The organism is Paenibacillus sp. FSL H7-0918 (assembly GCF_038007025.1).
GTDB classification, from domain to species: Bacteria; Bacillota; Bacilli; order Paenibacillales; family Paenibacillaceae; genus Paenibacillus_AQ; species Paenibacillus_AQ odorifer.
Genome location: NZ_JBBOWJ010000001.1, coordinates 2,208,529 through 2,221,751 on the forward strand (window position 1 = coordinate 2,208,529; position 13,223 = coordinate 2,221,751).

Annotated in this window: 17 protein-coding genes; 2 read left to right on the top strand and 15 right to left on the bottom strand. The window is 46.0% G+C overall.

All coding sequences use genetic code 11. The features are described 5' to 3' along the window. Positions 1–6: 6 nt before the first annotated feature. The 14 genes from gatC to MHI15_RS10015 all read right to left on the bottom strand — a co-directional run bounded on the left by gatC (position 7) and on the right by MHI15_RS10015 (position 9,394). Positions 7–294, bottom strand: a complete 288-nt coding sequence (gene gatC / locus MHI15_RS09950) for an Asp-tRNA(Asn)/Glu-tRNA(Gln) amidotransferase subunit GatC (RefSeq protein WP_076219280.1) — start codon at positions 292–294, stop codon at positions 7–9. 156 nt (positions 295–450) lie between these two features. Further along, a complete protein-coding gene (locus MHI15_RS09955) occupies positions 451–1,623 on the bottom strand; it encodes a DUF4179 domain-containing protein (RefSeq protein WP_076307149.1) in 1,173 nt (390 codons plus the stop codon). A 24-nt stretch (positions 1,624–1,647) separates the two neighbouring features. Next, the gene (locus MHI15_RS09960; protein WP_036680329.1) at positions 1,648–2,145 is read right to left on the bottom strand and encodes a sigma-70 family RNA polymerase sigma factor; all 498 of its coding nucleotides are present in this window, start codon (positions 2,143–2,145) and stop codon (positions 1,648–1,650) included. Positions 2,146–2,399: 254 nt separating this feature from the next. After that, positions 2,400–2,783, bottom strand: coding sequence for a hypothetical protein (locus MHI15_RS09965; protein WP_036680170.1), 384 nt, complete (start codon positions 2,781–2,783; stop codon positions 2,400–2,402). Positions 2,784–2,930: 147 nt separating this feature from the next. Then, complete coding sequence (locus tag MHI15_RS09970; protein WP_341164381.1) at positions 2,931–3,701, bottom strand: ABC transporter permease subunit; 771 nt, start codon at positions 3,699–3,701, stop codon at positions 2,931–2,933. Continuing rightward, positions 3,698–4,612, bottom strand: coding sequence for an ABC transporter ATP-binding protein (locus MHI15_RS09975; protein ID WP_076128642.1), 915 nt, complete (start codon positions 4,610–4,612; stop codon positions 3,698–3,700). The genes MHI15_RS09970 and MHI15_RS09975 overlap by 4 nt, the downstream gene beginning before the upstream one ends. Next, positions 4,612–4,803 (bottom strand): PLDc N-terminal domain-containing protein, encoded by a 192-nt coding sequence (locus MHI15_RS09980; RefSeq protein ID WP_036680175.1) that lies wholly within the window; start codon positions 4,801–4,803, stop codon positions 4,612–4,614. The genes MHI15_RS09975 and MHI15_RS09980 overlap by 1 nt, the downstream gene beginning before the upstream one ends. 52 nt (positions 4,804–4,855) lie before the next feature. Continuing rightward, on the bottom strand, positions 4,856–5,071 hold the full coding sequence (locus MHI15_RS09985; RefSeq protein WP_076128644.1) for a hypothetical protein: 216 nt from the start codon (positions 5,069–5,071) through the stop codon (positions 4,856–4,858). Further along, entirely contained in the window at positions 5,068–5,397 is a 330-nt protein-coding gene (locus MHI15_RS09990) for a YxlC family protein (RefSeq protein WP_076128645.1), read from the bottom strand. The genes MHI15_RS09985 and MHI15_RS09990 overlap by 4 nt, the downstream gene beginning before the upstream one ends. Further along, positions 5,384–5,929, bottom strand: coding sequence for an RNA polymerase sigma factor SigY (gene sigY, locus MHI15_RS09995; RefSeq protein WP_076179762.1), 546 nt, complete (start codon positions 5,927–5,929; stop codon positions 5,384–5,386). Before sigY ends, MHI15_RS09990 begins: the two co-directional genes overlap by 14 nt. A 545-nt stretch (positions 5,930–6,474) precedes the next feature. Continuing rightward, positions 6,475–7,104 (bottom strand): MBL fold metallo-hydrolase, encoded by a 630-nt coding sequence (locus tag MHI15_RS10000; RefSeq protein WP_076128651.1) that lies wholly within the window; start codon positions 7,102–7,104, stop codon positions 6,475–6,477. A 4-nt stretch (positions 7,105–7,108) separates the two neighbouring features. Continuing rightward, entirely contained in the window at positions 7,109–7,675 is a 567-nt protein-coding gene (locus MHI15_RS10005) for a thioredoxin family protein (RefSeq protein ID WP_076310343.1), read from the bottom strand. Then, the gene (locus tag MHI15_RS10010; protein ID WP_036680184.1) at positions 7,672–8,286 is read right to left on the bottom strand and encodes a DedA family protein; all 615 of its coding nucleotides are present in this window, start codon (positions 8,284–8,286) and stop codon (positions 7,672–7,674) included. The genes MHI15_RS10005 and MHI15_RS10010 overlap by 4 nt, the downstream gene beginning before the upstream one ends. 349 nt (positions 8,287–8,635) lie before the next feature. Beyond that, positions 8,636–9,394, bottom strand: a complete 759-nt coding sequence (locus tag MHI15_RS10015) for a glucose 1-dehydrogenase (RefSeq protein ID WP_076128654.1) — start codon at positions 9,392–9,394, stop codon at positions 8,636–8,638. Positions 9,395–9,610: 216 nt separating this feature from the next. On the opposite strand from MHI15_RS10015, the gene MHI15_RS10020 reads away from it, so the two are divergent. Together MHI15_RS10020 and MHI15_RS10025 are read left to right on the top strand one after the other, a co-directional pair. Next, entirely contained in the window at positions 9,611–9,949 is a 339-nt protein-coding gene (locus MHI15_RS10020; RefSeq protein WP_076179758.1) for an autorepressor SdpR family transcription factor, read from the top strand. Continuing rightward, the gene (locus MHI15_RS10025; protein ID WP_052097330.1) at positions 9,949–10,605 is read left to right on the top strand and encodes an SdpI family protein; all 657 of its coding nucleotides are present in this window, start codon (positions 9,949–9,951) and stop codon (positions 10,603–10,605) included. Before MHI15_RS10020 ends, MHI15_RS10025 begins: the two co-directional genes overlap by 1 nt. On the opposite strand, the gene MHI15_RS10030 is transcribed toward MHI15_RS10025, so the two are convergent. Continuing rightward, positions 10,594–13,182: an O-antigen ligase family protein gene (locus tag MHI15_RS10030; protein ID WP_341164382.1), complete on the bottom strand. Its 2,589-nt coding sequence runs from the start codon at positions 13,180–13,182 to the stop codon at positions 10,594–10,596. The genes MHI15_RS10025 and MHI15_RS10030 overlap by 12 nt on opposite strands. Between the last annotated feature and the right edge of the window lie 41 nt (positions 13,183–13,223).

The following is a 13,223-nucleotide window of genomic DNA, read 5'->3' on the forward strand; positions in this document are numbered from 1 at the left end:
ATGTAGTTATTCCAAAACAGCTGGAACCTTGAAATGTCCGTCTTCATCATCTGGAGCGTTAAGAAGTGCTTCCACTTGCGTAAGGCTATCCTTCACAACATCCTCCCGCATTACATTGCTGACTTGCAGCACATGCGTGGTCGGCTTTACATTCTCCGTATCTAGCTCATTTAATTTCTCGGCATATTGTAAAATAGCATTCATTTGTTCTGTAAAGGTTGCCTCTTCTTCCGGGCTCAGCTGCAGACGAGCCAGCTTGGCCACATGCTGCACATCTTTAACGGTAATGCTCATAAGAAAAATCCCTCCTGTTTAAAGGGCTAAAGCGCCCGGATAACGTTTTTAATTATATTGTAGAAGCTTGGACAATTCAATGATGGGCTGTAAAACAAACGCTCCTTTATCAAAGTGAAGGGGATTCCTACACATTTTAAAGGAGCGTATCGTTCATCAATATATAGGTATTGTCATTTCCAACTGCGGAATATATTCGACTGCCGGGTATCCATTATTGTCTAGCAAATTTCGTTTTCCACTACCCTCTCCAGTATATTTGTAGAGAAAGGTTTTGATTGTCAGTGCTTTTACATCCTTGGGCAGCGGTACAATATTAACATCCTCTTTAAGACTATAATGGATTGTGTCATCTATCTTTTTCGAATCCGACCAACCATTGCTGCCGTTTACATATTGCAACAAGTTACCTTTATCATCATAGACTTCATAATTTAATGCCAGGTTGTTGGTATCTGTCAGATAAGTATAAGGAATACCCTCGAGGGCTACCGCACTCATCCGTATTTGTGTAGTTGCCGGAGTCTGTGTAATCTTCTCCACTGTGGTCGTTACATCATTGTAAGTTAGACTGATTCCGGGTTGCTGAACAATATTATGACTCATATCCTTTTTCACAGGAATTTCAATTTGAAAATCATCATCAATTCCGGACAGACGACCTTTTACTGTCATTTGGAACTGCTCTGGTAAAGTAATGCCTCCCTCATCATAGGATTTCTCTGAAAATTGCAAAATCAACGATTGTTCATCTACTCCCGGAGAAAGGATAAGGCCAATATTGTGTTTAAAAGAATCCTCTTCTTCCTCCCCAGCAGCGTTTAAAGGCTGTCCATCAATAAATACCTGCAAATCCTGAATGTCTCCACTGAATACTCCCTCTTCATCTTCACCTTCAAGTTTCAACGCTACAGAAAGCCGTGTGCCGTCATATATAACTTCATTAGCACGGATAATAACATCTTGAACCTGGCCACTGGTATCAACTGCAGTCGTTAAGCCTTGGCGACTCGCCGCTTGAAGTCCCATATCACCTGCGAGCTCAAAAATACTATTGACTAACGGAATACGTTCCAGCGACCTAGCCAATGCGGGAGAAGTAAAGCCGCTTCCAAGCACGATAACCCCCAAAACAAGAGCTGCCCCGAAGCCAAGCGCTGTCCTCTTAACATTACGAAATTTGTGCGTGGATCTCTTTATCTTCACATGATCCAGCATTGTATACGTATCCTCTTGACGTTGGCGAATCATAGAGGGAAGCTCATTTGCCGGGAGGATGTCCATATCTTTCAAAAGCAATTCAAGCTCTTGCGCTGTTCTCTTCTTCATCTGTTCCATCCTTTCTAAATATCATTAGAATCCATTCAATAAGTTTTTTCTTGCTCTGTAGAGGCGCGATTTGACTGCCGTTTCGGAAATATTCAGAAGATCGGCAATTTGCTTAACGGGCATGTCCTGAAAATAATGCAGCGATATCACAGTCTGGAGCGAAGTATCCAATCGTTCCACTGCTTCCCGCAGCTCAATTTTCTCATATTCTGCACCGGAAGAATGGCATTCCAAAGCAGTAAGGGGATCTCCAAACTCCACAATATTTGTCCGCTTGCGTTGGAGCTTATGACATTCATTTATAAGGATGCGAAGCATCCATGTCTTGAAAAATTCTGGTTGCCGCAATCCATGGATAGACCGGTAAGCCTTTAGGGTGGCTTCCTGCATGGCATCTGCACATTCCTCGTCCCTGCCCAAAATAGATCGGGCCATGCCGTACATTTCAGGTTCAATCTGCCGGCATAGCTGGATAAACGCTTCTTTATCGCCATTTCTCGCTTTTTGAACAGCGGTGATCATCTTCACTTGAGGTTCTCCTTTATTTAAGTTAAAACGCCTATACCGCAGATCTGCATTCTCGTATTCGGCTCTCAATAATTTAGATACATAAAACAGGAGATTGGTTGTATACCAAAAAAATAAAAACAAACTTTCGAAACTATAAAGAAGGAATAAAAGAAAAGATTTTGTAAATGATGTGTAAATTCAGAGGATTAATGTGGGGGAAATACTTTTTATGACAAAACAAAAAAGCCGGCTTGCGCCGGCCTTCCTTAAATCCAAGCTCGAAGATTCACTTGTTTGATGAAATCCGCTTGGGACATGCTTTCGCTTGACGTTGATTCCGTCTCTTCTATATCCATATCTTCACCGTTCATCAAATGATGGAACAGCTTCTCATTGTACGTGGACAAAGCATAATCAATCAACGCTTCATGCGTTGCTCTCTCAGCCTCAGCTACTAATAAATGTTCTTCCGCCTCAATGTCCTCAGCCGGAACATAAAAGTTCCTATTAGCCTCTGGTACACGAATAACATAGTCAAACGCATTATCGGGATTGCGGTCGTAAGCAATTAGGTAGCCGTATTCCCCGATAGGAAGACTCTGCTCGAAAGCGTCCGCAACAATGACAATCTTCTCTCCTAAACGCAGCATCGCCCTACCTCCTAACCCCAAAATCTTTCAAGATTTTGCTTGTTTCAACAGTCTACTAAAAAAAGATAGAACTGTCTAGTTGAAGGCTGGCCGATCCTACAAATTCTATGAAAATATACTATATTTAATAAAAATATAACTTATGGTTCAAGCGGGTAAGTTATTCTTCCTTGTCAAAAGTGCAGCACCCACTAAACAAATCAAGATCAAAATAGCTGCTGAAAGATAGGGTCCAACCCTGAAGCCTTCTCCAGTCATAAGAATTCCAGCCGATAACCCGGAAAGACCCGCAGGTGCCCATTCAAACCATGAAGGCAATAAGCTTTGGCCTAATGATAATCCTGCCATTAGCGCCAATGCTAAAAAGGCGGCAACTGGAGATTTTAAAAATCCACTAAACAACAACGTAGCTGAGACAGCACATAACAGCCACAATCCATATACTCCAGAAGCTGCGATGACATCTCCCCAAGATAGTGAACCAATCAACTGCTCCGTGTAGTAAGCCGCCCCCGCTGCACCTAATCCTAGAGCAACGATCAACAGGGTCAGCTGCGCTGCCCATTTAGCGAACACTATTGCGGCTGGAGAAACCGGCCTTACCAGAATTAATTCCATAGTTCCGCTATAGCGCTCACCGGCTAAAACATTCATCGCGCCAAGCGCCAATACTAACATTCCGATCGTTCCGTACTGTCCCAGAGATTGCGCCATCACAGCTGCGGCACTCGGTATTTCATACCCCTCTAGCAGACCTGGGGGAACATCACCTGAAGCTTTTAATATTTCCGGCAAATAATAAGTAGTTAACGGCTGCATAATACCTAATAGGATAAAAACGACAGGTATCCAGATTAACTTATAACTGCGAGCCATTTCGAGCATTTCTTTGCGATAAAGGACCCAGGCGCTTCTCATACTCCCACCACCTTCATAAATAAATCCTCTAACGTGGAAGAACCCGCTTCAAATTGCAGTAATGGAATTTCGAGCTGCGCCGCTTCTTGCAGAATCGTCCATCGGGCCATGTCTACATCGTTCACATTAAAAATTGCCTGATCTCCGAACAACTGAGTCTCTAGTACAAACGGTTTGGCAGCAAGAGACTCCAGCCACTGAATAGCTTTTTCTTGCTTCTCTGTACGTAAACGAATAACAGGAAGGCTGTATTGTGTACGCAGCTGTGATAAAGACCCCTTCTCAGCAATCAAGCCCTGATTCATTAAAATAATATCATCGCAAATTTCTTCTGCATCATGCAGCACATGTGTAGAAAAAACTACAGTTGTCTCTTCACGTATCTCCCGCAGCAGTCCCATTACTTCTCTGCGGCCAATCGGATCAAGTGCAGATACAGGCTCATCAAGCAACAGCAGACGAGGCCGGTGCACAAGCGCCTGAGCCAGACCCAGCCGCTGCTTCATCCCACCGGAGTATCCACCAATCCGGCGACGAGCATCACCTTTAAGCCCTACACGCTCAAGCGATTCCAATGCCCTGCTGGTTGCGTCTTTAGTTCCCATTCCACTAAGCTTTGCAGCGAAAACAACATATTCATGTCCAGTCATCCACCCATAAAAAGCTGGGGACTGTGGCACATATCCTAATCCTCTGCGATATTCGGCTCCAGGACGGCTCCCCTCAAATGAAATCATTCCAGAGGTGGGTTCTAGCAGCCCTGCCAGCATACGAAGTGTGGTCGTTTTCCCAGCACCGTTAGGCCCCAGTAAAGCGACGCACCGTTCTTTCTCAATTTCAAAGCTTATATCATTTACGGAAATATGCGCCCCATAGCTTTTGCGCAAATTCTTAACTTGAAGGAGTGACATCAGACATCTTTCCTTCCTATTGTGAAATAAGCTACGCTGCCTAATATATTTCCGCAAATAATGATAATAATCCACATCCATTTTGGACCACGAACGTTATCCGCTTTGGCCAGAGATATCAGACCAATAATAGCAAGCAAAGCCTGCAGAATAATTAACGGCATGATTAAACCCCATTTTACCTCTTCCATGAAGTACCACTCCTTGTAATAGGATGAAAGGAACGAGCTTCTTACTAAAGCTTCACAACTGCTTATTCCGTCTACGTCGCTCAGGAAGAATAACAACAAGTAAGTAGACTAATGCGGGTGACGGAACTGTAGTAATCGCCCACAATCCCCAGAACCAAGCTTTTTTCCCGCGCCGTCTTGCATCCCGGAACAGTAAGGTCCCCTGCAGCATTAACGCTACTGCTATGCCAAACCACAACCAAAGAGGCACATCCTGCAGCTCATTCATTCTTGTACACCTTCTCTATTTCTTCTGATCCTGGCGATCCCTAAGCCACCCAGTCCTACAATAGGAATGATCGCCTGAATAATCCAATAGATCATGGGTGCAGAAGTGAGAATGGATAAAAATGCGCAGATCAGGATCAATGAGACCCCCCAGAATAACAGTAGTTCTTTGCGTTCCCTTCTCTTTCTCTGCACAGCTGCATCAGCCATTAACCACTCCAGTTCCTGTAACGAAGGTGGGGTGAGGTCATCATATTGCGCATCCAAACGTTCAAGCTCTTCAGTAAGCTTGTGCAAATACAGTTCTGGCTCCTTATCCTTCTCCATCCTCATTCAGCTCCTTTCGCAATTGGTTAAGACCAAGGGACACACGCGATTTGACCGTGCCAGAAGGAATTTGCATGATCACACCGATTTCTTCATAGCTATAGCCATAATAATGCTTCAGCAGCACAGCTACCCTCTGAGCAGAGGGTAGCTTGGAAATGGAATCAAGTACTTCACTCCATTCTTCCCCCCTGCTCTCAAACCGCCAACGAATCGAACGGGTGCCCTGCGCCTGCTGTTCCCGTTTCTTCCATTCTGCCTCACGTTTCCAGCGCCGCTTTCGATCGATAAATATTCTGGTGGCTATCGTAATTAACCAAGAGGAGAACGAAGAAGAACCGTTATAGGTATTGATTTTTTCCATACATCTGACCATCGTGTCCTGTACAAGATCCTCTGCCAGCAACGGATCCATAGTCACTTTGAGTAGATATTTGAACAGAAAAGTATAATGTTCTCGCAGCAGTGAAGACAGTGCTGAAGTATCTCCCTGCTGTGCCCGTCTGATTTTCTCCAGCGCCTGATCGCTCATCTGCCCCTCCATTCAGGATTTCGTTCTTATTTGTAATACGATTATGTATAGTGATTCGTTCAATGCGCTTTAATTTTATTTTTTGAGCTCCCAGAGCTTACACCGCCATGGCTGAAGCAATCCTGCTTCAGCAGGGAAATGCCAAAAAAGAGGCGTTCTTCTAGGCTCGCCTCCTGAATTCACTGGTATTCTCCCATCCTTATTCTCAGATTGTATGTCCCTGCGTTCGATGGAAGTACAAAAACCGCCCTTTCCAGAACATTCTGAAAAACATCGGCATTTACTGCTGCAAAAACTAGTCCATTTCTCCTTGGAGTCATACCATCCGTAATCCAACGGGTAATATATATTCTTCTCCAATCTATTTCCCCCCATGCTTTTAAACCTATATGTAGACAAAAAAAGAACGCAAACCGGGATTAATTCCGCAGTCTGCGTGCTTCGCGAGGTTAATGTTACATTTAATTAACAATATTGTAGTCCTTTTGTATCCCTTTGTCTATCAAAAATTCCTCGATTCTTGTCAGTTCTACTAGAATGATTGTTTATTGAGGGATATAAGGGTTACGAACTTTTTCAAAACCGATGGTTGTTCGGGAGCCATGACCTGGATAAACCTTCACTTCATCATCCATTTTGTACAGCTTGCCACGAATAGAATCGAACAAATCACGTTCCCTGCCACCAGGCAAATCGGTGCGCCCAACTCCCATCTTAAACAGCACATCTCCAGAGAATAAATCATTCCCGCATAGGAAGCTGACACTGCCCGGAGAGTGCCCAGGTGTATGGTACACGCGGAAGGTATGTCCGATGAATTGCAGAACTTGTCCTTCTGCCAGATCATATTCTGCAGGATCTGTAGTTAAAGGAGATGAAACATCAGGCCACATCAATGAACCATTTAGCTTAGGGCTGCTGAGCCATTCACTCTCTAGTGGATGTAAATAAACAGGGCATTTCTTAGCTTTACGAATTTCGTCTACGCCGCCCATATGGTCAAAGTGCGCATGCGTCAGCAAAATAGCCTCGATCTCCATCCCTTCAATACTCCGCACTAATGCCGCAGGATTCATACCGGGATCAATAATGATACCCTTCGTTGGATCTGCACCTGTCAGCAAGTAGGCATTGGTCTGAAGAGGACCTAAATTAAACGAACGTATATTTAGCATTGGTCTAGAATCCGGAAATCAGACTACGCAGCTCTTTTGCGATAACTGCCTGTGATTCCGTTCCTTCCCCATAAGCTTGCCCCATAGCCTTACGTACTTCTGCGATTTTGCTGTCGTAATCAGCGGCCTCGCGATCAGGATTCCCACGTTTGAACTCTCTCATTAGGCTCTGCACATGCTCTGGACGAGGACCCCAATGTCCAAGCACATATCCGCCGGTATCTGCAAAGATCACAATCGGAACAGATCTTCCGCCCATGGTCAAGAATTCATCCATAAGCTCCTGGTTCTCCTCCAAAATGAATACCTCTGTCTTCATTCCGGCAGTCTCCAAAATACGGAATACCGCAGGGACATTACGAACTACATCTCCACACCAATCAGCGGCAAGGATAAGTACCCGCAAATCATCACGATGGTTCAGGCTTTCAAAAAATTCCTTGTCACTCTCATCTTCCCAAGAAAACTTCTCATACCAGGATTCAAAAGCCTGCTGGTTCTTCGTCATGCTTTCTACAAATTGGCGCGGTGTAAGACCTTTTCCAAATTTATGAGCTACATTCGGTTTCATTTTGCAGTCCCCCTCTTCTTGGATTTAAACCACTTATACACAAAATAAATGATGATTAGTGCTAACGCTACGAGAATAATTTCGTTGGTATACTTAGCTGCTACCTCGTCAATATCTTCCCACTTATTCCCCAATGTCATACCGAGATATACGAACAAAGCACTCCATGGAATAACAGCAAGTGTAGTCAATAAAGTGAACTTACCTAAAGGCATACGAGAAATCCCCGCTGGAACCGAAATGGCATGGCGAACAACGGGAATAAAGCGTGCCGTAAAGATTACGCCTGTCCCATATTTATTGAACCACTCTTCCGAATGATCAATATGCTTTTTTTGGATAAGAATATATTTCCCGTATTTCTCCAGTACAGGCCTGCCCCCATAACGGCCAATCCAATATACAAAGATCTGGGCAATCACTCCGCCTATCGTACCAAACAATACTGCGCCGAAAAAATTAATATCTCCACTCCATACCAAGAAACCACCGAAAGCCAATACAATTTCACTAGGAATAACTTCAATCATCAGTCCGATCATAATCCCAAAATAACCAAGACTCTGAATCCATTCAAATAATGTCGAGATCAGATCAGAAATAAAATGCAAACGTGCTCCTCCTCCCTTTTCCGCAGAATATGGCTACATGTATCAAGCTAATCGCCTTTGGCATCTTTATAAGACACTAAGCGTTTAAGCGAGTGAAATATAAGAACATAAAAGCATAGATACTAATCTTATACTTTCTTATATTTTTAAAAGCTTTGCCGCTCTGCTATATTTTCCAGTTTCTCTTAGCCTATTCTAGCACAAGCAACCTTATCACTTCTACTTACGCGGCAAGCAGCTTCCATCTTCCAACCATACTTAAAAAGAGTTTGAGTAATAGGCATAAACAAAAAAGGTGAACAAATTCCACCAATAAAGGGAAAATGAACACCTTTTTATCTGCGCTCAATCAATAAGCCATCCAGCCGGCATCCGCCGTTATCACCGATCCATTCAAAAAGCTTGCAGCATCTGAAGCTAAAAATAAAGCTACTGAAGCAATCTCACTGCTCTCCCCTGTCCGTGGCATCGACGCCATACCTTCGCCCGCTTTTTGACTCCCAAAAGGACTTGGATCAGACAGATCAATATTTGTCTTTACCCCGCCCGGCGCTATGGCATTACAGCGAATTCCAAGCTTAGCGTATTGAAATCCTATATTTTTGGTCATCCCGATTACAGCATGCTTAGAGGAAGTATAAGCCACTCCCGCCCGCGAGCCCGCTAAGCCGCCAATAGAGGCTACATTGATGATACATCCGCTTTCCTGCGCCATAAAAATCGGCAAAACCTTACGAATGGCTCTCATCGGACCGGTTACGTTGACCGCAAGCACCTGTTCCCACAAGTCATCAGTGATCTCGTGCGCTGGCGTCATTTTATCCATAATTCCGGCATTATTAACAAGGATATGAAGGCCTCCGAACTGTGTGGTTGCGGCATCAATCATTCGCTGTGTGTCCTCTTCCTTCGAGACATCAGCCTTTACGGGGTAGACGACTCCGTGTCCCTCACCCTTTTCCGCCTTTTTGGCTACCGCTTCTACATTCGCCAGATGGATGTCCGCAGCAATCACTTTAGCACCCTGTCGGGCAAAAAGCAGAGCAATCGCTTCTCCAATCCCCGATCCTGCACCCGTAACAACTGCGACTTTATTGGTTAGTATCATATATCCGCTCCTCTGCGTCGTATGTTCGGTGCATCAAAGAATGCATGCCCATCGTTAGTATTAACACGAGTAGGCTTTGGACGGTCCTTAATTTTAAAGATTCGGTGACACTTTTACACACGCTATTGCTGAGTGAATACTGCATTGACAGCTATCAAAGCAAAGAGCTATTATATATTTAGATAATTATTTAAATATCGAAAGGCAGGGTGGAATATGAATGAATCCTTTAAAGCACTAGCTGACCCTACCCGTCGCCAAATCATTCGGTTACTAAGGGAGAAAGATCGAACCGCAGGTGAAATCGCAGATTTTTTCAACATGTCTAAGCCAAGCATTTCTCACCATCTGAATGCGCTGAAGCATGCCGATCTTGTACAGGATGAGCGAAAAGGACAATTTATTATGTACTCGCTAAACACAACAGTCCTCGAAGAGGTTCTCGGTTGGTTATTGGAGCTCACTGGGACAGGTAAGCAAACGGAGACGGAGAGTAAATCACTGGACGGAAAGCAGCAACATCAGGATATCGATTCCAAAAAGGAGGCGGATTAATGATGAAAGATTTCAAATGGAGATGGCAGGATACCCTCATCGTAATATTAGGTTTAGCTACATTAGCCTACGCTCTGATCAATTACAGCAAGCTTCCGCAGGAGTTACCGGCACAATTTGGAATTACGGGTAAGGTCAACAGATACTGGGACAAAAATATAGCTATTTTTGTGTTCGGAATCTTAGGCATTGTGCTCCCGCTGATCATGCAGTTCACACGCAGCATCGACCCTAAGCGGGACAATTACAAAAAATTCGAAAATGCCTATGCCATGAGCAGACTTGCTATTGGGATGCTTTTTAATCTAATGCTGGTGCTGTCGATTGCTTACGGTCTAGGTAAAGATATAAATGTTGGGAAGATCGCCATAGGCGCTGTTGGAATAATGTTTATTGCTCTTGGCAACTACATGCCACAGGTAAAAGATAATTACTTGTTTGGGGTTCGTACAGCCTGGACGCTCGCCAACCCCGAGGTATGGCGAAAAACACATCGTCTATCCGGGATAATGTGGATGATCGGTGGCCTACTTATTTTTGCAGGAGCCTTTTTGAGCGGAGCCTTGTCTCAGCTTCTTATTATTACGGCACTCGTACTTGCAATTATCGTGCCCATTCTCTACTCCTGGATGATTTCACGTCCGCTAAAATCGTAAAGCCAACATACTAAGCCGTCGACTCAAGTCGTCGGCTTGTTCTGTCATTTGGAACTCACGGTCATTATGTTGCCCTCCTTTATTAGCCTCCTCTTCTGCCAACCTTCTATATTCCAGAAGAAGTTCATTCCCAGAGGCGACGCAGACTAGGCCTTCCTTTCGATTTCCTTCTGCAAGCTTTTTTTGCCCCATAAGAAGCATCCCTTCAATCGCCTTCACCCACTTGGCATTGTTGTACTTATCCAGCCTAAGGCTCTGGCGCATCCAATATAACGACGCCCCCGGACGGCCACTGCTTATCCATCGTTCAGCCAGCTCCCAGCTTAAGCTGGCATTCTCGGGAGAATACAACAAACTCTGCCGAAGCAGACTCACGCTCTGTTCACCCGAGAGCAGCCTAGATAATGCTATAGCCGTTCGAGGTGACCGGGGATTCCACCCCAGCGATTGCTGTAGCAACTCTACCTTCACCGAAGGATCCACCGACATAATCGCTTGTCGATAGAACTTCTCTCCTTGAGCGGCGTGAAAAGATAGCACCCCCAGCAGAAGCAAAAAACAACATGCCGCAGTTCCGATTAGTTGGCGAAGGCGGATTTGGGGCGATTTCTTGGGTGTGGGGTAAGCGATTAGCGGATTCGTAGGTGTAGTGACATTGGTGAGCGGGTTCGTAGATGAAGATTGAGCAATTAGTGGATTCGCTGGTGTAGTGACATTGGTGAGCGGGTTCGTAGATGAAGATTGAACAATTAGCGGATTCGCTGGTGCAGAGACATTGGTGAGCGGATTCGTAGATGAAGATTGAGCAATTAGCGGATTCGCTAGTGTAGAAACATTGGTGAGCGGGTTCGTAGATGAAGATTGAGCAATTAGCGGATTCGCTGGTGTAGAGACATTGGTGAGCGGATTCGTAGATGTGGATTGAATTGGCAGCTTGGTCTCAGACTGAGGGTGGGTTGGCGCAGATTGATGTTTCTGCTTATCCTCAGCCAGAGCAAGCGCTGGCAGCCAGAATAGCAGCAGCCAAAATAATCCGTAGCTCCAGTCAAAATCGACGACGCTGTGTAAGACGATGACCAGAAACGGCGGCAGCAACCGCGGCGATTTAGTAGCCAGCAGCCAGCCTGTTGCCAACAGCATAAGGAGTATGGCTGCAAGACCAACGAATCCTAAGTTCAACAGGATGTCAAGGTATCCATTATGCACCTGGCTGCCTACATAAGGGCGAGATTGGGCGGCAAGGTAGGCATGCCGCCAAGTCTCACCCCCACGTCCCTGCCAAGGTGCCTCTGCCGCTAGCCGCCAGGCGTCGCGGTAGAACAGCCCGCGCGCGGATACCGTCGATGACGGTCCGGTAATCCGCTCGCGCACGTGCAGGAGGACGGCGATCCCCGCCGCCGTCCAACCTGCCACCGCCAATGCCAGCATGGCGGCTCGGGCAGTGCCCGCCGCGCTGCGCTGGCGGCGGCACAGCCATAGGCCGGCTAGCAGCGCGCCGACCCAAAGCCCGGCCAGCAACAGCAGGCCGGGTACAGGCTCTACCGCCAACCCGGCACGGGCCAGTTGGCGGTAGAGTAGCGCCGCGGCGGCCACGGGCGCGGCGCCAGCAGCAAGAAGCGGCGCGATTAGCTGCCGCTTCCAGAGCAAGACGGCGGTGCAGGCGCAAGCCGCCGTCAGCCATGCGCCGCGCGACTCGCTGAGGAGCAGCGCGGCGGTGTACGGGAACAGCGGCAGCAAGCGCAGCAGCGCGGCGGTCGTGCTTCCCGCTTTTCCCTGCTCCGCTTCCACGCCTCCTGCCCCTTTGCTCCTCCGTTCTGCTTCTGCGCACTCCATCCCCAGCCCAACACTTCTTGCTCCCAACATATTCACGCTCTTTTTTGGCTCCCCGTAATAAACAGCAACAGCAAATAGCCGTTCCAGCAGAAAAACAGCCATAACAGCACCAAAAGCATTCGGATATTCCATCAATCCTGCTAACCTAACCCCTGTGGCACTCACTTCCGATGAATTGCTGTAGGCCACAGCGAAAGGCAACTTTACCACTCCACAAACAGCCAACAAAGCGCTCATGCTCAAAAACATACCCGCCATAGACCAAGTTACATTTACAATCCGCCGCCCCACCCGGTTCACCGCACAAAAACAAACCAATAATGCAAAGCTAGCATACAAGCCCCACCGCAGCGTTTCATTCATAGTTCCCTGGGAGGAAAGCGGCCCGCGCAACCAATGAATCACATAAAGTGATAGAATAATTAAAGGGACGCTTAATAATATTCTTAACGCTTTATTTTCTCCGCTAACTTCACTACCTTCACTACCTTCACTAACTCCATTGACTCCCGTAATACCACTTACTGCACCTCCCCCACTTTTTCTCCATGCGCCAACCCCAATAAGATAATAAAGCGAGCACGTACAACACAACACAAACCATAAAGTTAGAAAGGGATACATCTCCTCAGTAAAAAACAATCCCCGCAACAAACAAGCACCCACCCCAGCCGTTATCACTAAGGCTCCACACATATATGCGATTGATGATTCCAGACTCCGGTCTTTTTTAAAACGCCACATTTAGATACCCCTGTATTCGTTAATTTATCTCTATCCTTTCC